This window comes from Chelativorans sp. J32, assembly GCF_000518985.1.
Classification (GTDB): Bacteria; Pseudomonadota; Alphaproteobacteria; order Rhizobiales; family Rhizobiaceae; genus Chelativorans.
In genome coordinates this window covers 152,777-169,097 of the sequence record NZ_JAEQ01000005.1, presented here as the reverse complement: position 1 = coordinate 169,097, position 16,321 = coordinate 152,777, and the positions used below count along the sequence as shown (strand labels likewise).

Annotated in this window: 18 protein-coding genes; 13 read left to right on the top strand and 5 right to left on the bottom strand. The window is 62.2% G+C overall.

The window, feature by feature from the left end; translation table 11 throughout:
• Positions 1 to 135: 135 nt before the first annotated feature.
• A complete protein-coding gene (locus CHEJ32_RS0109910) occupies positions 136 to 2,634 on the bottom strand; it encodes an ABC transporter permease (protein ID WP_051469581.1) in 2,499 nt (832 codons plus the stop codon).
• Positions 2,635 to 2,741: 107 nt separating this feature from the next.
• Complete coding sequence (locus tag CHEJ32_RS0109905; protein ID WP_028033742.1) at positions 2,742 to 3,437, bottom strand: ABC transporter ATP-binding protein; 696 nt, start codon at positions 3,435 to 3,437, stop codon at positions 2,742 to 2,744.
• A 63-nt stretch (positions 3,438 to 3,500) separates the two neighbouring features.
• Between CHEJ32_RS0109905 and CHEJ32_RS0109900 the strand changes: the two genes are divergently transcribed.
• Positions 3,501 to 4,181, top strand: coding sequence for an arylesterase (locus CHEJ32_RS0109900; RefSeq protein WP_084032749.1), 681 nt, complete (start codon positions 3,501 to 3,503; stop codon positions 4,179 to 4,181).
• Positions 4,182 to 4,262: 81 nt separating this feature from the next.
• Positions 4,263 to 4,862 (top strand): RNA 2',3'-cyclic phosphodiesterase, encoded by a 600-nt coding sequence (gene thpR / locus CHEJ32_RS0109895; RefSeq protein WP_028033740.1) that lies wholly within the window; start codon positions 4,263 to 4,265, stop codon positions 4,860 to 4,862.
• On the opposite strand, the gene CHEJ32_RS26700 is transcribed toward thpR, so the two are convergent.
• A complete protein-coding gene (locus CHEJ32_RS26700) occupies positions 4,763 to 5,284 on the bottom strand; it encodes a low molecular weight protein-tyrosine-phosphatase (RefSeq protein ID WP_084032748.1) in 522 nt (173 codons plus the stop codon). The two genes, thpR and CHEJ32_RS26700, sit on opposite strands and share 100 nt — an antisense overlap.
• Positions 5,285 to 5,331: 47 nt before the next feature.
• On the opposite strand from CHEJ32_RS26700, the gene CHEJ32_RS0109885 reads away from it, so the two are divergent.
• The 4 genes from CHEJ32_RS0109885 to CHEJ32_RS0109870 all read left to right on the top strand — a co-directional run bounded on the left by CHEJ32_RS0109885 (position 5,332) and on the right by CHEJ32_RS0109870 (position 8,166).
• Positions 5,332 to 5,628: a 4a-hydroxytetrahydrobiopterin dehydratase gene (locus CHEJ32_RS0109885; RefSeq protein WP_028033738.1), complete on the top strand. Its 297-nt coding sequence runs from the start codon at positions 5,332 to 5,334 to the stop codon at positions 5,626 to 5,628.
• Between the two features lie 66 nt (positions 5,629 to 5,694).
• Positions 5,695 to 6,069 (top strand): YkvA family protein, encoded by a 375-nt coding sequence (locus CHEJ32_RS0109880; protein ID WP_028033737.1) that lies wholly within the window; start codon positions 5,695 to 5,697, stop codon positions 6,067 to 6,069.
• A 226-nt stretch (positions 6,070 to 6,295) separates the two neighbouring features.
• A complete protein-coding gene (locus CHEJ32_RS0109875; protein ID WP_028033736.1) occupies positions 6,296 to 6,796 on the top strand; it encodes an invasion associated locus B family protein in 501 nt (166 codons plus the stop codon).
• Positions 6,797 to 6,939: 143 nt separating this feature from the next.
• The gene (locus tag CHEJ32_RS0109870) at positions 6,940 to 8,166 is read left to right on the top strand and encodes an argininosuccinate synthase (RefSeq protein WP_028033735.1); all 1,227 of its coding nucleotides are present in this window, start codon (positions 6,940 to 6,942) and stop codon (positions 8,164 to 8,166) included.
• 65 nt (positions 8,167 to 8,231) lie between these two features.
• Here CHEJ32_RS0109870 and CHEJ32_RS0109865 read toward each other — a convergent pair whose 3' ends face one another.
• Positions 8,232 to 9,047, bottom strand: a complete 816-nt coding sequence (locus tag CHEJ32_RS0109865; protein WP_028033734.1) for a lytic transglycosylase domain-containing protein — start codon at positions 9,045 to 9,047, stop codon at positions 8,232 to 8,234.
• 147 nt (positions 9,048 to 9,194) lie between these two features.
• Here CHEJ32_RS0109865 and CHEJ32_RS0109860 point away from each other — a divergent pair, with 147 nt between their 5' ends.
• From CHEJ32_RS0109860 to CHEJ32_RS0109840, 5 genes are all read left to right on the top strand, one after another.
• Positions 9,195 to 9,872: a DUF1236 domain-containing protein gene (locus tag CHEJ32_RS0109860; protein WP_028033733.1), complete on the top strand. Its 678-nt coding sequence runs from the start codon at positions 9,195 to 9,197 to the stop codon at positions 9,870 to 9,872.
• Between the two features lie 277 nt (positions 9,873 to 10,149).
• Positions 10,150 to 11,703 (top strand): signal recognition particle protein, encoded by a 1,554-nt coding sequence (gene ffh / locus CHEJ32_RS0109855; RefSeq protein ID WP_028033732.1) that lies wholly within the window; start codon positions 10,150 to 10,152, stop codon positions 11,701 to 11,703.
• A 13-nt stretch (positions 11,704 to 11,716) separates the two neighbouring features.
• Positions 11,717 to 12,046 (top strand): chorismate mutase, encoded by a 330-nt coding sequence (locus CHEJ32_RS0109850; protein ID WP_028033731.1) that lies wholly within the window; start codon positions 11,717 to 11,719, stop codon positions 12,044 to 12,046.
• Between the two features lie 142 nt (positions 12,047 to 12,188).
• Complete coding sequence (gene rpsP / locus CHEJ32_RS0109845; protein WP_028033730.1) at positions 12,189 to 12,581, top strand: 30S ribosomal protein S16; 393 nt, start codon at positions 12,189 to 12,191, stop codon at positions 12,579 to 12,581.
• A gap of 133 nt (positions 12,582 to 12,714) precedes the next feature.
• Positions 12,715 to 13,710, top strand: a complete 996-nt coding sequence (locus CHEJ32_RS0109840; RefSeq protein WP_028033729.1) for a glycerophosphodiester phosphodiesterase family protein — start codon at positions 12,715 to 12,717, stop codon at positions 13,708 to 13,710.
• On the opposite strand, the gene ispG is transcribed toward CHEJ32_RS0109840, so the two are convergent.
• Complete coding sequence (ispG, locus tag CHEJ32_RS0109835; protein ID WP_028033728.1) at positions 13,686 to 14,951, bottom strand: flavodoxin-dependent (E)-4-hydroxy-3-methylbut-2-enyl-diphosphate synthase; 1,266 nt, start codon at positions 14,949 to 14,951, stop codon at positions 13,686 to 13,688. The two genes, CHEJ32_RS0109840 and ispG, sit on opposite strands and share 25 nt — an antisense overlap.
• Before the next feature lie 216 nt (positions 14,952 to 15,167).
• Here ispG and CHEJ32_RS0109830 point away from each other — a divergent pair, with 216 nt between their 5' ends.
• Positions 15,168 to 15,476: a hypothetical protein gene (locus CHEJ32_RS0109830; protein ID WP_034658162.1), complete on the top strand. Its 309-nt coding sequence runs from the start codon at positions 15,168 to 15,170 to the stop codon at positions 15,474 to 15,476.
• A gap of 64 nt (positions 15,477 to 15,540) precedes the next feature.
• Positions 15,541 to 16,320: a 3-hydroxybutyrate dehydrogenase gene (locus CHEJ32_RS0109825; RefSeq protein ID WP_028033726.1), complete on the top strand. Its 780-nt coding sequence runs from the start codon at positions 15,541 to 15,543 to the stop codon at positions 16,318 to 16,320.
• Position 16,321 lies beyond the last annotated feature (1 nt).

Sequence of the window (16,321 nt, the reverse complement as noted above, 5' to 3'; positions counted from 1 at the left end):
CTCCCGTCCGGTGTCGGCAGACCGCCGAGCGCCGCTGGCAGGAGTCCAGCATGCGTAACCGGAATATGATGATTGTTTGGTCTAAGAGCAAGACCGAACTGGCGCAAAAGAAGGTGTTCGCCGGCGGTGCGCTCCTTACAGGTTCCGCAGGATCGGCGCAGCCTTGTGGCCAAGAACGCGCCAGGTGCCGATGAGTCCGAAGCCGACGGTAAGCACGAGCGCAATCACGATCGTCGAGATCGCGACTTCGGGCAGGAACGACCAGGGCAGGTTCATGATGCGCGACACGACATACCAGGCGGCGGTGCCGCCGGCCACGAGCGCGAAGATGGCGGTTGCGAGCCCGATCAGGAGATATTCGAGCGCGAAAGCATTGATCAGGGTGCGCCGCGTCGCCCCTAAGGTTTTCAAGACCACGGCGTCGTGAATGCGCGCGCGATTGCCGGCAGCCAGCGCACCGGAGAGCACGAGCACGGAGGCTATCAGCGCGACCGCCGCTGCGGCCCGGATTGCGACTGCAAGCTGCCCCACCAGCCGGTTCACCACGTCGAGCGCATCTTTGACGCGCACCGTCGTGATGGTTGGGAAAGTCCTCGTCACCGCGTTGAGAAGGCGAGCGTCTTCCTGGTCCGTTGCGCTTGCATCCGTGAGCGTAGCCAGCCAGGCATGCGGCGCGCCTGCAAAAGTGTTGGGCGAGAACACCATCACGAAATTCATCGATAGCGTCTCCCATTCCACTTGCCGGAAGCTTGCGATGCGGGCGGTGACGCTCCGCCCGAGCACATTCACGGTGATCGTATCCCCAAGCTCGAGGCCAAGCTCCCGGCCCTCCTGGGCTGTGAACGAAACAAGCGGCTCGCCGGAATAATCCTCGGGCCACCATTCGCCCGCCGTCAGTGTCGCATTGACCGGCTTGGTCGCGGAATAGGTGATGCCCCGGTCCCCGCGCAGCACCCAGGCACCTTCCGGTGGCGGCGTGATCTTGCTGGTGTCAACACCGTTTAGCGCCGTTATGCGTCCGCGCAGCATGGGCACGCGGGTCAACTCTCCATTCGGTGCGTATTGTTCGACAAGCCGGGAGAATGCTTCGGCCTCTGCAGGCTGAATGTCGACAAAGAAGAAGTTCGGGGCGATTTCCGGTAGGTTGCTGGAGATTTGGCGCCTGAGATTGCCGTCGATCAAGGCAAGCGAAGCCACGAGCGTGAGACCGAGGCCAAGTGAAAGCACCACCGAGGGTGTCAGCGCGCCCGGTCGGTGAATATTGCCGATCGCCAGCCTGAGAGCTGTCGAACGCACGCGAGGGGCGCACCTGGCGAGCGCTTGCACGCCCCAGCCGACGCCCCTGAGCACCAGGAATGCGGCAATCGCGGCCGCCACGAATATGGCCGCTATGCCCCGTTCCTCTGCATTCAATACGGCGAGCAGCGCAAGTATCGCGGCAATGGCTGCCGCCGCCCCGGCATAGACCGGGCGAGGCCAGCGCCTGGTCTCAATTCCCATCTCGCGAAAGAGCGCGGTCGCCGGCACTTCTCGCGCCCGTCCTAGAGGCAGAAGCGCGAAGACGAGCGTAGTGAGAATGCCGAAGACGGCAGCAAGAGCGAGCGCGTTCGGGTAAAAACCGGGTTGCGCTGCGACAGGCAGGACCGATGAGAGAAGCGAACTCGCTGCAAAAGGCATGAGAGCAGCAAGGACGAGGCCGGCTGCAATACCGAGCAGCGAGATCAGCAGAATCTGAAAAAGATAGATCGTGACGACGAACCGGCCGGAAGCTCCCAAACTCTTGAAGGTCGCAATGACCGATCGCTTCCCGTCGAGATAGGCGCGAACGGCATTGGCTACCCCCACGCCGCCGACCACGAGCGCGGTGAGTCCGACAAGCGTGAGGAATTGGGAGAAACGCTCGATGTTCGAGGAAAGGGCCGGGGCGGCATTGGCGCGCGTGCGTATGCTCCAGCCCGCGTTCGGAAACCGTTCGCCCGCTTCATCTCGAAGTGCCTGCAGCCTATCGTCGTCCGCCCCGTTTTCGAGACGGATTTTATAGGCATGCTCAACCAGGCTTCCCGGTTGAACGAGGCCGGAAGCCTTCAGCCCTTCGAGCGACGCCAACAGACGCGGAGCAAAGCCGAAACTCTCGGAAACCAGGTCCGGCTCGGTGACGAGTTCCGCGCGAATCTGGAAGGCTTGGCCGCCAAGCATCACAGAATCGCCGATCGATAAATGGAGCCGTTCGAGCAGGAGCGAGGGGGCGGCCGCCCCGTATGAGCCATCCTTCGGGCCGAAAAGCGCTTCGTAAGAAAGCGCAGGTTGGGTCACCAGTTCGCCATAAAGGGGATAGGCACCATCGACCGCCTTCGCCTCCACCAGTGCCTGATCGGAGCCGTCGGGTAGCCGCGCCATGGAACGCATGTTCGCGCTGACCGCCACTTGGCCCAGGGAGGAAAGCCAGGCCAGCTCAGAAGCATCCGCCTCGCGCTGGTTGAGCTCGAAACGGATATCCGCTCCCAACAGTTCCTGCCCCTGGCTTTCGACCGCACTGCTGATCGAGCGGGCAACGGAATTGACGCCCCCGATCGCAGCGACTCCGAGTGCTATGCACGCGAGGAAGACGAAGAATCCGGAGAGCCCGCCCCGCATCTCGCGAAGCGCAAAGCGCAAAGCCAGGGCTATCCCTTCCCTCCCGCCCTTTAGACGCTCGGCGGGAAGGCTTCTCTCCTCTATGGCGGCTTCGCTCGTCGGCATGATTAGCCCGCCACCACAGCTTCAGGAGCTGTCTCGATTCGGCCCGAGCGCATCGCTACCTGCCGGTCACACCGCGAAGCGAGTGTGGGATCGTGGGTTACCAGCACGAGCGTCGTCCCCCGTTCGCGTGCGGTGGAAAAGAGAAGGTCCGAGATCTGCCGTCCGGTCGCCTGATCAAGATTTCCCGTTGGCTCGTCCGCGATCATGATGGCAGGCTCCGGCGCGAGCGCACGCGCGATGGCGACGCGCTGCTGCTCGCCGCCGGAAAGTTCGCCCGGATAATGCGTAAGACGTTCTTTGAGGCCGACCGCTTCCAGTTCCTTTTCCGCAACGCCAAAGGGTTCGGGATGGCCCGCCAGCTCCAGCGGCACAGCCACGTTTTCAAGGGCGGTCATGTTGGGGATGAGGTGAAAGGACTGAAAGACGATGCCGATCATGCGGCCGCGGAAAGCGGCAATGGCATCCTCGGTCAGCTGGTCAATTCTTTCTCCGGCGATCCGCACGCTGCCACCATCCACTCTTTCCAAGCCGGCGATGACCATCAGAAGCGTCGACTTGCCCGATCCGGATGGGCCGACAATGGCCGTGGATTTGCCACGTTCCACCGAAAGACTTACGCCCTTGAGCACGTGCACGGAGGATGGCCCCTCACCAAGGCGGAGCGAAACGTCTTTCAGGTCTATCGCAGGTGTGGTCACGTAGAGGCCGTCCTATATGTGTGAGAATACGTGCGCGGTTGTGGCAGATATGGGTTGAGTTTTATGGCTATCAAATTCTTGGACGTGTTTTCCCGCCCTGTCTCGCCCCTCGCGAAAATGTTATCCGCCACGGCGGCTCTCTTCCTCACGGTGGTGATCTCCCTGCCCGCCCGCGCAGAGCCCTTCGGCATTGTTGGCTTCGGCGATAGCCTGATGGCTGGCTACGAGCTTGGGGCCGGAGAAGGATTCACGGACCGGCTTGAGGCCGTGTTGCGCGAGCGAGGGCATAACGTTTCCGTCGCCAATGCCGGTGTTTCGGGTGATACGACGAGCGGCGGCTTGTCGCGACTTGACTGGTCCGTCCCCGAAGGTACCGACCTGGTGATCCTCGAGCTGGGCGCCAATGACATGTTGCGCGGCGTCGACCCCGCTTCCACCGAAAAGAACCTGGAAGAAATCATCACGCGGCTCAAGGCCAGAAAAATCGGAATCCTGCTGGTCGGGATGTATGCGGCGCCAAATCTGGGATCCGATTACCAGAAGGCCTTCAACGCCATCTATCCGCGGCTTGCGGAAAAATACGACCTGCCGCTGGTGCCCTTTTTCCTCGAAGGCGTGGCAGGAAACGCCTCGCTTCAACTTGCCGACGGCATGCACCCCAATGCCGAAGGGATCGATCTGATGGTGAAGAACGTTCTGCCCAAGGTCGAACCCCTCATTCAGGGGGAAAAGCCGAACATGTGAGGGGAGAGCCGGAGAAACCGCTTGCCCCATGACTCAATCGATGATTCGCTGATGGTGACATAGCGAATCGAGGAGGTTGCCATGCCGCGACTTTTCACCGCCCTCGAGATCCCGCGCGATGCGGCTCTGTCGCTCTCGCTCCTGCGCGGCGGATTGCCGGGAGCTCGCTGGATCGATGTCGAGAACTATCACCTGACATTGCGCTTCATCGGGGACGTGGAAGGTCACGTGGCTGACGAGATTGCCAATGCGCTCGACCGGGTGCGCCGTCCTTCCTTCCTCCTCACCCTTTCAGGCGTCGGGGCGTTTGGCCAAAAGAAACCGCATGCGGTTTGGGCGGGCGTCGCTGCCTCGCCTGATCTTCAAGCCTTGCAAGGCGAGATCGAGCGCATCTGTCAGCGTCTCGGCCTGCCTGCGGAGCAGCGGAAATTCACGCCGCACGTTACCCTGGCCAGACTCAAGAACGCATCGCCCCATGCGGTGGCTTCCTACCTGTCGGCCCGAGGAAACTTCGCCGCCGCGCCCTTTCGGGTAGGCCGTTTCGTGCTCATGTCGTCAAGAGAATCGGTGGGCGGCGGCCCCTATGTGGTCGAGGAAGCCTGGCCGCTCCTGCATACCGAGAGCGCCCGTTCGGCCAGCCTTTCGGCAAGCGCCTCGGAAGCTTCGCGGATCATGCGATAGACAGCCTCAAAGCTTTCTTCGTCCTCATAATACGGGTCCGGAACCTCTTCCGGTCTGCCAAGCGCATATTCGAGGAAAAGGTGGACGCGTCCGCGCGTGTCCGGCGGGGCCAGGTGCTGCAGCCTGCGAATATTGCCGCGGTCCATGCCGAATATCAGGTCGAAGTGCCGGAAATCCTCCGGGTTAACCTGGCGGCACTTCTGACCGGAAATGTCGAGCCCGTGGCGCCGGGCGGCAGCGACAGACCGGGGATCAGGCCGCTGGCCCACATGCCAGTCGCCGAGAGCGGCCGAATCAATTTCGAAAAGATGCTCCTGCCCCTTTTCCCGCAGTACTTCGCGAAAGACGCCCTCGGCCAGTGGCGAACGGCAGATATTGCCAAGGCAGACGAAAAGGATGGTGATGCGGGGCTGTTTGCTCATGGCGGAAGCGTTATCCTTTTGCTGATGCGATAGCACGGAGGTTGTTGATGGCAAGGCAGAAACTCGACAGGAAAGAGGCTGAAGAAGCCCTTTCGGAGCTCGAAGGGTGGGAGCTTGCCGATGACGGCACCGCAATCCGCCGCCGCTTCGTCTTTTCCAACTTCAATGAGGCGTTCGGCTTCATGGTACGGGTGGCCCTTGCCGCCGAGAAGCTAGACCACCATCCGGAGTGGTCGAATGTTTATAAAACGGTCGACGTGAAGCTGACGACGCACTCATCCGGCGGGCTTACCGAGCTTGATTTCAAGCTGGCGAAGAAAATGAACGCCTACGCGGCCAAATGAGGCGGGGTTCGCCCGGCATTGCATTCCCTGAAGCGTTTCCCCACATCTCGTGGCGAGGAGTGGCTGATGGACGACGTGAAGATTGGTGAAATCCTGGCTCCGGTCAGGCCTGGTGAAGAAAGCCGCCGCGAAGAAACGGTGAAGCGGCGCTTTTGGCGCACGGTCAAGAGGGCGGCGCGACAAGTGCCCTTCATGGAAGATGTCGTCGCGGCCTATTACTGCGCACTCGACAGCAGCACGCCGACGCGGGTGCGCGGCATTCTTATCGCTGCCCTCTTCTATTTCATCCTGCCTTTCGACACGGTGCCGGATTTTCTCGCGGTGTTCGGCTTCACCGATGATGTTGCCGTGCTCGCCGCAGCTCTTGGGGCCGTGAAGGCGCATATCACGCCCGCGCATCGGCTAGCGGCAAAGAAAGCGCTGGAAAACCTCGACCGCTGAGCGAGAGCGCAGACGGGTCAAATTCTCGCCTTTTTCCTCCGATTCAACCACAAAGTGGGGTTTGGAAGCGGTTCATCGGCCTTGTTTTGCGGATGAAAATGCAGGATTCGCGAGGGAAGCGTGGGCGGAATTATCTTTCGGTAACCCAAATTAAATAAAAATGAAGCAATCAGGTCCGGCACCTGATGGCTCAGGGGTCAATAGCAGGCAAAAGAACGGTAGGACCATGCGTAGATTTTTCACGTCCCTCTTTATGCTTTGCACGCTCGCTGCCGCGGGGCCGGCCTTCGCGCAGGCGACTGCCGTCGGCCAGCATCGCGACTGGGGTACCTACAGCTATCAATCCGATAACGGCAAGGTCTGCTACGTGATGAGCGTCCCGAAGCAGAAGGAACCGGCGACCCTCGATCATGGCGACATCTTCTTCTTCGTGAGCCAGAAACCCGGGCAGAATGTGGCCTTCGAGCCCCAGTTCATCGCGGGATACGATCTTCGCGAAGGCTCCAAGGTGACCGTCACCGTCGGCAACCGTTCGTTCACCATGTTCACCCAGGGCAAGTCGGCCTGGATGGAAAATGCGGCGGAAGAGCCGCAACTCATTGCGGCCATGCGCGCAGGATCGGACATGCGCGTCACCGCCACGTCGCGCCGCGGCAACAACACGAATTACACTTTCTCGCTCCTCGGCCTTTCTGCCGCGCTGCAGTCGATCCAGTCCTGCAGCTGAGACGCATTCAGGGCGGCCGCCAGACCCCAGCGGCCTCCCTGCGCCCTTGCCCGGGCGTCTTTTCCTGATAATAGTTCGGCCGGCACTGGGATCGGCGCTCTGCCCGCGGATCGCCGGGGGCGCGAACTCACTCGGAAAAGACGATGGCGACACACAAAGACGTTAAAAAGGTCGTGCTGGCCTATTCGGGCGGCCTCGACACCTCGATCATCCTGAAATGGCTGCAGACGGAGCTCGGCGCCGAAGTGGTGACCTTCACCGCTGATCTTGGTCAGGGCGAGGAACTGGAGCCGGCGCGCCGCAAGGCAGAGATGCTCGGCATCAAGGAAATCCACATCGAGGATCTGCGCGAGGAATTCGTTCGCGACTTCGTTTTCCCGATGTTCCGCGCGAATGCGCTTTACGAGGGAACCTATCTGCTCGGAACCTCGATCGCGCGGCCGCTGATTGCCAAGCGCCTGGTGGAAATCGCCGCCGAAACGGGCGCGGACGCCGTTGCCCACGGTGCCACCGGCAAGGGCAATGACCAGGTGCGGTTCGAACTCACCGCCTATGCGCTCAATCCCGACATCAAGGTCATCGCGCCCTGGCGTGACTGGTCCTTCAAGTCTCGCACGGATCTGTTGAACTTCGCCCGGGAGCATCAGATTCCCGTGCCGAAGGACAAGCAGGGCGAGGCTCCGTTCTCCGTCGACGCCAATCTTCTCCACTCTTCCTCTGAAGGCAAGGTGCTCGAGGATCCCTGGAGCGAGCCGCCTGAATATGTCCACCAGCGCACCGTCTCCCCCTTCGATGCGCCGGATCGGCCGACCGAAATCACCGTCGGGTTCAAGCGCGGCGATGCGGTTTCGCTGAATGGCGAGGCCATGTCGCCTGCGACGCTGCTTGCGGCCCTTAACGATCTCGGCCGCGACAATGGCATTGGCCGCATCGATCTAGTGGAAAATCGCTTTGTCGGGATGAAGTCGCGCGGCGTGTACGAGACACCGGGCGGTACCATTCTCCTTGCGGCGCACCGGGCCATTGAGTCGATTACGCTGGACCGCGGCGCAGCCCATCTCAAGGATGAGCTGATGCCCCGCTATGCTGAGCTCATCTACAACGGTTTCTGGTACTCGCCCGAACGTGAAATGCTGCAGGCGCTTATCGATAAGAGCCAGGAGGATGTCGAGGGCGAGGTGCGGCTGAAGCTCTACAAGGGCAATGTGATCGTCACAGGCCGCCGCTCGGACAAGTCGCTCTACTCGGATGCCCTGGTTACGTTCGAAGACGACCGCGGCGCTTACGATCAGAAGGACGCCGCCGGCTTCATCCGCCTCAACGCGTTGCGGCTGAGGACGCTTGCTGCGCGCAAGCGTCGGCAAGGCTGACGAAGCATCAAGCGTAATTTGTGCGCCCGACTTGGCGCACAAGGCCGACAATAAGATCGACGGGATTACCCGTCGATCTGCTGAGCCATGATCGCGATGGCCTGCTGATAAACGCTTGCTGCGTTCCAGCCCTGTATCGCCTGGAAATTGGGTTGGCCGGGCTGGTAGCCCGCTCCAGGCCTCCAGCCATGCGCCCGCAGGAAATTGGCGGTGGAGGCAAGCGCGTCGGCCGGCGAACCGATCATGTCGATGCGCCCGTCACCGTCGCCATCCACCGCGTAGCGCAGCGCATTGCCAGGCAGAAACTGCGTCTGCCCGATCTCGCCATGTGCGGCTCCGATCGCTGAGGGGCTCATCATGCCCCGATCGATCAAGGTGAGCGCTGCATACAGATGCTCGGTGAAGAATTCCGAGCGACGGCAGTCATAGGCAAGCGTCGCCACGGCGGAAAGGGTGTGCTGGTTGCCCAGGAAGCCCCCGAAGCCGGTCTCCATGCCCCAGATCGCGATCAGCGGACCGGCAGGCACGCCAAATTGACGCTCGATGCGGTCGAATAGCGCGGCATGCTTCTTCTTCATGTTCTTGCCGCGGGAAACGATGGCATTTGCACCGCGCTTCTGCATGAAGCTGTCGAGAGAGAGCTTGAAGCTCTTCTGTCCGCGGTCGGCGGCGATCGTCTTGCTCGCATAACTGGTGCGTGCCAGCGCATCGAGGGATGTGCGCCCCGCGCCTCGTGCCGCCGCTTCCTGAATGAACGCGGCCTTCCACGCTTCGAAGCCCTTGCCGTCGTTTCCGCATGTTGCGGCCAAAGCAGAACCGCTCAGGAAGAAGAATGAAAACAGAACCGCAGCAAAATCTTTCGCCTTACCACTTCGACTCATACGGAATCTCCTACTCGAAGCCCTCGTCCAGTGTCGCCGAATTTCATCAGCGCTTTGTTACGCCCGAAGGGCAACTATCACACAGTTTGGGAACGAAACAGGCCTCTACTCGTTCGTTTTTGCAAGGGACAATTGAGGAGACTGAAGATGAAATCACTTGCCTTGAAGAGCGTAACCGCGGCTGCCGCTTTGTTCGCGCTTTCCGGCATCGCCTCGGCGCAGACCATGGCGACCGCCACCACTGACCTGAATGTACGCGCCGGCCCGGGTCCGAACTATCCGGTCGTGGGCGTTATTGGCGCCTCGCAGCAGACCACCATCAATGGCTGCATTCAGGGCAGCAAATGGTGCCAGGTCAACCATAATGGTGTGCAGGGATGGGCCTATTCGGACTATCTGACGGCCACTCTGGGCGGCGGTCAGACGGTGGTGCTCACCGAACGCCCGGCTGACGCCGTTCCTACCGTGACCTATGAGACGACGGCCAGCACGGAAGGTGCCGGCGCGCTTACCGGCGCTACCACGGGTGCCGTTGCCGGCGCGATCATCGGTGGCCCGGTCGGCGCTGCCGTGGGTGGCGCGGCGGGTGCCGTGGCCGGCGGAGCGATCGACACGATTACGCCACCCGAGCGGGTCGTGAGCTACGTCCAGCAGCATCAGGTAGAGCCGGTCTATCTGGAAGGTGAAGTCGTCGTCGGCGCGCAGCTTCCCGAAACCGTGGCCGTTCGCGAGATCCCGGACTATGAGTACCGGTATGTCTATGTGAACAATCAGCCGGTTCTTGTTGAGCCGCAGAGCCGCCGTATCGTCTATGTGATGCGCTAATTCAGAACCGGCGCCGCCATGAGGTGGCGCCGCTCTCTTTTCTCAAATCGCCGGCCATTATGCCGGCGGCTTGACTTTTGGCGGCTTTTCAGCTTTTAAGCCACGACTTTCCGCGACGAGTGAAAACTCCGAGCAGCCGACCGGGACTTCGATCCCGGAGGTCAACACCCGGCAGCGCGATGCGCCCCCGGGTGCTTTTCGGCTTTGCGCGAGGTTTCAACCCGGGCGCGGATGCACTACCTCTCGTGTCTGACAACACGGGACAAGAGGAACGCGGATGTTCGAGAACCTGCAGGAACGCCTTGGCGCCATCCTGAACAATCTCACCGGGCGCGGTGCCCTTTCGGAGGCGGATGTTTCCGCCGCCCTTCGCGAGGTACGGCGGGCGTTGATCGAGGCCGATGTGGCGCTCGATGTCGTGCGTTCCTTTACGGACCGGGTGCGCGAGAAGGCTGTGGGCGCAGCGGTGCTCAAATCCGTCAAGCCGGGCCAGATGGTCGTCAAGATCGTTCATGATGAGCTGGTCGAGATGCTCGGCGCAGAGGGCGAAACGGTCGACCTCAACGCGCCGGCTCCGGTGGTCGTCATGATGGTCGGCCTGCAGGGCTCCGGCAAGACGACGACGACGGGAAAGATCGCCAAGCGGATAACGGAGCGCCAGGGCAAGAAGGTGCTCATGGCCTCGCTCGATACGCGCCGGCCCGCAGCTCAGGAGCAGCTGAAGCAGCTGGGCGAACAGACAGGCATCGCCACGCTTCCGATCGTGCCCAACCAGACCCCGGTCGACATTGCCAAGCGAGCGGTCCAGGCCGCCAGGCTCGGCGGCCATGATGTCGTAATCCTCGACACGGCCGGCCGCACGCATATCGACGAGCCGCTGATGGTCGAGATGGCCGACATCAAGCGCGTGTCGAATCCGCACGAGATCCTGCTCGTGGCCGATTCGCTGACCGGCCAGGATGCGGTGAACCTCGCCAAAAATTTCGACGAGCGCGTGGGCATCACCGGCATCGTTCTCACCCGCATGGACGGCGACGGGCGCGGTGGCGCTGCGCTTTCAATGCGCGCCGTAACGGGCAAGCCGATCAAGCTGATCGGCACCGGCGAAAAGATGGATGCGCTGGAGGAATTTCATCCTCGCCGCATTGCCGATCGCATTCTTGGCATGGGCGACATCGTCTCGCTTGTCGAGAAGGCGGCCGAGACCATCGATGCGGAAAAGGCCGCGGCGATGGCGAAGAAGATGCAGGAGGGGAAGTTCGACCTGAACGACCTCGCCGATCAGCTTCGCCAGATGCAGAAGATGGGCGGCATGGGTGGCATCATGGGCCTGATGCCCGGCATGGGGAAGATGAAGGACCAGCTGGCAGCGGCCGGACTGGACGACAAGATGTTCTCGCGTCAGATCGCGATCATCCAGTCGATGACCCCACAGGAGCGCTCCAATCCCGACCTGTTGAAGCACAGCCGAAAGCAGCGCATCGCCCGCGGCTCCGGTACGGATGCCGCGCAGATCAACAAGCTGCTCAAGATGCATCGCCAGATGGCCGACATGATGAAGGCCATGGGCGGCAAAGGCAAGAAGGGCGGCATGATGCGCGGCCTGATGGGCGGAATGGCGCAGAAGATGGGACTCGGCGGGATGGGCGGCATGCCGGACCTCTCGAAAATGGATCCGAAGCAGCTCGAAGCACTGCAAAAGCAGCTGGGCGGGGCGGGCGGTCTGCCGCCCGGCCTGCCGAAGGGACTTCCTGGACTGGGCGCCGGCGGTTTGCCGGGTTTCCCTGGTTTGCCGGGTGGTGGCCTTCCGGGTCTGCCGCGAAAGAAGTGAGGGGAAAAACGTAATGGACATGGATGCTGCAAGAGCGCGCCTTCTGGAGCTTCGCTCTTCGATCGACAATCTGGACGCGGCGCTGATCCACATTCTCGCGGAGCGCTTCCGCTGCACGAAATCGGTCGGACAGCTCAAGGCCGAGAACAATATGCCGCCCGCGGATCCGGCGCGCGAGCAGCAGCAGATCGCGCGCCTGCGCCGCCTTGCCGACGAGGCCAATCTGGATCCCGACTTCGCCGAAAAGCTGCTCACATTCATCGCCCGCGAGGTCATTCGCCATCACGAGGCGATCGCCCAGGAGCATGCGGTCGTACCAGCCGGCGGCGAGGCAAAGCTGTGAGCGGAATCTCAGAATCTGCCGTCACAGGCGGTAGTCACAATGCCGGGAAGGTTCTTCCCGGCACACTCACCCGAGCGTGCGAACGCTCTTTTCGTTCCCGGCACAATCTGCCGGCCTGATCGCCATATCGAAAGGAAGACCAATGGCACTGAAAATCCGACTGGCCCGTGCGGGCTCCAAGAAGCGCCCCTACTACCATATCGTCGTAGCCGACGTGCGCGCGCCGCGCGACGGCCGCTTCATCGAACAGCTGGGCTCCTGGAATCCCATGCTGGCCAAGGACGCCGAACGCGTGAAGCTCAACGAAGAGCGGATCAAGCATTGGCTCGCGAACGGCGCGCTGCCGACCGACCGCGTGCTCCGCTTCCTGGACCAGGCCGGTCTTGCCAAGCGGCCCGAGCGCCAGAACCCGAAGAAGGGCGAGCCGGGCAAGAAGGCGCAGGAGCGTCTCGCCGCTGCCCGTCAGGCCGAGGAAGAGGCCAGGGCAGCCGCTGAAGCTGCAGCTGCCGCTCCCGCCGAGGAAGCCGCAAGCTGAGCCGACGGGCCTTGTCGTCCAGCGCGTATGCCGGCCCTCGGGCCGGCATTTTGCTGTGAGGAGCATTTAGCGGCCCTATTCTGACCTTAGATCGCAGCAAGCTCTCCATCATTCCTTGGCGGGGAGATTCGCAATGCGCAAATTCCTGGCCGGCCTCATTGTTCTCGTGGCCGCCGTCTATCTCTGGAATGCATCCTGGCTGGCGCCCGCGCCTGATGGGCCGCAAGTGAAACTGATCGCGCATCGCGGCGTGCATCAGACCTTCAATCGCGACGGCATAGAAAGCGATACCTGCACGGCAGAGCGCATCTATCAGCCCACGCACGACTTCATCGAGAACACCATCCCGTCCATGCGAGCCGCCTTCGAAGCGGGCGCAGACGTGGTCGAACTCGACGTGCACCCCACGACGGACGGCAGGTTCGCGGTGATCCACGATTGGACACTGGATTGCCGGACGGATGGTTCCGGCGTGACCCGCGAACACGACTTGGCCTATCTCAAGGCGCTTGATCTGGGCTATGGCTACACCGCTGACGATGGTGCGACATTTCCTTTGCGTGGGAAGGGGCAGGGGCTCATGCCCTCGCTGGATGAGGTGTTCGAAGCCTTCCCCGACCGCCCGTTCCTCGTCAACTACAAGAGCCGCGAGGCGCGAGAGGGCGATATGCTTGCGGCCATGCTGCAGGGGCAGCCGGAATGGCGTGAGCGGGTCTGGGCCGTCTATGGCGGTAATGAACCCACCGAGCGTGCCGTTTCGTTGATCCCCGGCCTCAAGGGGATGGGCTCGCGCAGTATGAAGGATTGCCTGCTGCGTTACCTGGCGCTCGGCTGGAGCGGCTATGTGCCGGAAGCTTGCCGCAACACCAATGTGATGGTGCCCATCAATCTCGCCCGCTTCGCATGGGGCTGGCCAAACCGCTTCCAGGCGCGAATGAAGGCTGCCGGCAGCGAGATCATTCTGCTCGGGCCCTATACGAGCGGGGACACCGGCACGTCCGGTATCGACACGGCGGAATTGCTCGCGAACGTGCCGGAGGATTTCGACGGTTACGTCTGGACCAACCGGATCGAAGTGATCGGCCCGGTTGTGAAGCAGAAAGTCTATTCGGCCGCCACTCGGCCCTGACCGAACCTGCGTTCGATGTAATCCGCCACCATCTTCTCGAACTCGGCGGCGATGTTGGGGCCGCGCAGCGTTGCGGCCTTCCTGCCGTCGATGAAGACGGGCGCGGCGGGTGTCTCGCCCGTGCCCGGCAGGGAAATTCCGATATCGGCGTGCTTGGATTCGCCCGGGCCATTGACGATACAGCCCATGACGGCGACCTTCAGCGCCTCGACCCCCGGATATTTCTCACGCCAGATGGGCATATTGCGGGAGATGTCCGACTGGATCTTCTGCGCCAGCTCCTGGAAAACGGTCGAGGTGGTGCGCCCGCAACCGGGACAGGCCGCCACGACCGGCAGGAACTGGCGGAAACCCATCGTCTGCAGGAGCTCTTGCGCCACCTGCACCTCTCGCGTGCGGTCGCCTCCCGGCTCCGGCGTGAGCGAAATGCGGATCGTATCGCCGATACCCTGCTGCAAGAGGATGCCCATTGCGGCAGACGAAGCGACGATGCCCTTCGTGCCCATGCCGGCCTCGGTGAGGCCGAGATGAAGCGCGTGGTCTGAACGCTCCGCCAGCATGGTATAGACAGCGATCAGGTCCTGAACCTGGCTCACCTTCGCGGAAAGGATGATGCGGCTACGGGGCAGGCCGATCTCTTCTGCAAGCTCCGCCGACAGGAGGGCGGATTGGACGATCGCCTCGCGCGTGACCTGCTCGGCTGTGAGCGGCGACCCCTTCGCCTGGTTGTCGTCCATCAGGCGCGTGAGAAGCTCCTGGTCCAGCGAACCCCAATTGACGCCGATGCGCACCGGCTTCTCGTAGCGTATCGCCATCTCGACGATTTCCGCGAACTGCCGGTCCTTCTTCTCCTTGAAGCCGACATTTCCCGGGTTGATGCGATATTTCGCAAGAGCTTCGGCGCAGGCCGGATGCTCGGCGAGAAGCTTGTGGCCGATATAGTGGAAGTCGCCGACAAGCGGGACGAAGACCCCGAGCCTCTCCAGCCTTTCGCGGATGCGCGGAACCGCGGCCGCGGATTCGTCGCGATCCACCGTTATGCGAACGATCTCGGAGCCGGCGCGGTGAAGCGCTGCGACCTGGGCCACGGTGGCGTCAACATCGGCCGTATCCGTGTTGGTCATGGACTGCACCACGACCGGCGCGTCGCAACCCACGAGCACGCCGCCGACATCGACGCCGACGGAGCGTCGGCGCGGGAAAGGAGATGAGAAATAGCCGGATGTCATGTGGCCGGTCATAAATCGGTTCCGTATCAGCCGCGACCTTCAGGAGGTGGCGGAGCGGGGGAAGAATGTCAATGGGCGCGACGCTCAGCCGCGTTAGGATCGGATATAGCCTAACAGCACAATGTTACAAAACCATGCCGCCGCTCACTCTTTAGAGGCTTTGTGGAACCCTCTCGTTCCACGCCCGTTATGCGCTCGGATTTAAAAACGGGATTTCAGGAGGCCATTATGCATCACCGGCATGAGGATTGGGGCGAAGACCTGCGCGACCAGATCGCGAGCCTCAACCACGAAATTGCAGCGATGAGGAAGCAGATGATGCGCCGTGGCCGCGGTGCCTTCCGCGACGGCCGCCACACGAGCGAGGACATTGTTGAAACGGTGCGCGAATATTTGAGCAGCGCTATGCCCGACATCCGCCGCAGCGCCTATCACATCCAGGATCGGGCACGTGAGCACCCGGGAACAACGGCCGCAGTCGCCGCCGCAGGCGTGATCGTGCTCGGCTTGGCGGCAAGCCTTCTCATGCGTCGGTAAGAGCGGATAGCGACTTGGCAAGCATTGCTGCGTTGCAATATCCTCCGCTCAGGAGGCAACGCGCATGCCAAATCGAACCGCCATCATTACAGGATCCACATCTGGCATCGGCCTGGCGATTGCTCGCGCCCTCGCGGCGGAGGGCTGCCGCATCGTCCTCAACTCATTCACCGACCAGGATGAAGACAGGGCTCTCGCGGCTTCGCTGACGGAGGAATTCGGCGTCGAGGCGGTGTACATGAAGGCCGACATGGCGCGGGGCGAGGAGTGCCGTGCGCTTGTCGACCATGCAGTGCGGCAATTCGGCTCCGTGGACATCCTGGTCAACAATGCAGGTATCCAGCATGTCGCCCCGGTGGAGGACTTTCCGCCCGAGAAGTGGGACGCGATCATCGCGGTCAACCTCTCCTCCGCTTTCCATGCGATCGCCGCGGCGATTCCGCATATGAAAGGCGCAGGCAGCGGGCGCATCATCAACATCGCCTCGGCCCATGGCCTCAGAGCCTCTCCCTTCAAATCGGCCTATGTGGCCGCAAAGCATGGCATCGTCGGGCTGACCAAGACGGTGGCGCTGGAGCTTGCCGAGGAGCGCATCACCTGCAACGCGATCTGCCCCGGCTATGTGCTGACGCCCCTGGTGGAGGCTCAAATCCCCGACCAGATGAAGGCGCACGAGATGGACCGCGAGACGGTCGTTCGGGAAGTGATGCTCGCCAAGCAGCCCACACGGCAGTTCGTGAGGGTCGAAGACGTGGCGGCGGCGACGGTGTTCTTGTGCTCGGACGCGGCCGCACAGATTACGGGCGCGACGCTGTCGATCGATGGAGGCTGGACGGCACAATGAC

Coding starts and splice junctions, on each gene's coding strand:
- CHEJ32_RS0109830 (WP_034658162.1), top strand. CDS start 15,168: ATGCATCACCGGCATGAGGATTGGGGCGAAGACCTGCGCGACCAGATC.
- CHEJ32_RS0109840 (WP_028033729.1), top strand. CDS start 12,715: ATGCGCAAATTCCTGGCCGGCCTCATTGTTCTCGTGGCCGCCGTCTAT.
- ispG (WP_028033728.1), bottom strand. CDS start 14,951: ATGACCGGCCACATGACATCCGGCTATTTCTCATCTCCTTTCCCGCGC.
- CHEJ32_RS0109865 (WP_028033734.1), bottom strand. CDS start 9,047: ATGAGTCGAAGTGGTAAGGCGAAAGATTTTGCTGCGGTTCTGTTTTCA.
- CHEJ32_RS0109885 (WP_028033738.1), top strand. CDS start 5,332: ATGGCAAGGCAGAAACTCGACAGGAAAGAGGCTGAAGAAGCCCTTTCG.
- thpR (WP_028033740.1), top strand. CDS start 4,263: ATGCCGCGACTTTTCACCGCCCTCGAGATCCCGCGCGATGCGGCTCTG.
- CHEJ32_RS0109850 (WP_028033731.1), top strand. CDS start 11,717: ATGGACATGGATGCTGCAAGAGCGCGCCTTCTGGAGCTTCGCTCTTCG.
- CHEJ32_RS0109880 (WP_028033737.1), top strand. CDS start 5,695: ATGGACGACGTGAAGATTGGTGAAATCCTGGCTCCGGTCAGGCCTGGT.
- CHEJ32_RS0109825 (WP_028033726.1), top strand. CDS start 15,541: ATGCCAAATCGAACCGCCATCATTACAGGATCCACATCTGGCATCGGC.
- CHEJ32_RS0109900 (WP_084032749.1), top strand. CDS start 3,501: ATGGCTATCAAATTCTTGGACGTGTTTTCCCGCCCTGTCTCGCCCCTC.
- ffh (WP_028033732.1), top strand. CDS start 10,150: ATGTTCGAGAACCTGCAGGAACGCCTTGGCGCCATCCTGAACAATCTC.
- CHEJ32_RS0109910 (WP_051469581.1), bottom strand. CDS start 2,634: ATGCGGGGCGGGCTCTCCGGATTCTTCGTCTTCCTCGCGTGCATAGCA.
- rpsP (WP_028033730.1), top strand. CDS start 12,189: ATGGCACTGAAAATCCGACTGGCCCGTGCGGGCTCCAAGAAGCGCCCC.
- CHEJ32_RS0109860 (WP_028033733.1), top strand. CDS start 9,195: ATGAAATCACTTGCCTTGAAGAGCGTAACCGCGGCTGCCGCTTTGTTC.
- CHEJ32_RS0109870 (WP_028033735.1), top strand. CDS start 6,940: ATGGCGACACACAAAGACGTTAAAAAGGTCGTGCTGGCCTATTCGGGC.
- CHEJ32_RS26700 (WP_084032748.1), bottom strand. CDS start 5,284: ATGAGCAAACAGCCCCGCATCACCATCCTTTTCGTCTGCCTTGGCAAT.
- CHEJ32_RS0109875 (WP_028033736.1), top strand. CDS start 6,296: ATGCGTAGATTTTTCACGTCCCTCTTTATGCTTTGCACGCTCGCTGCC.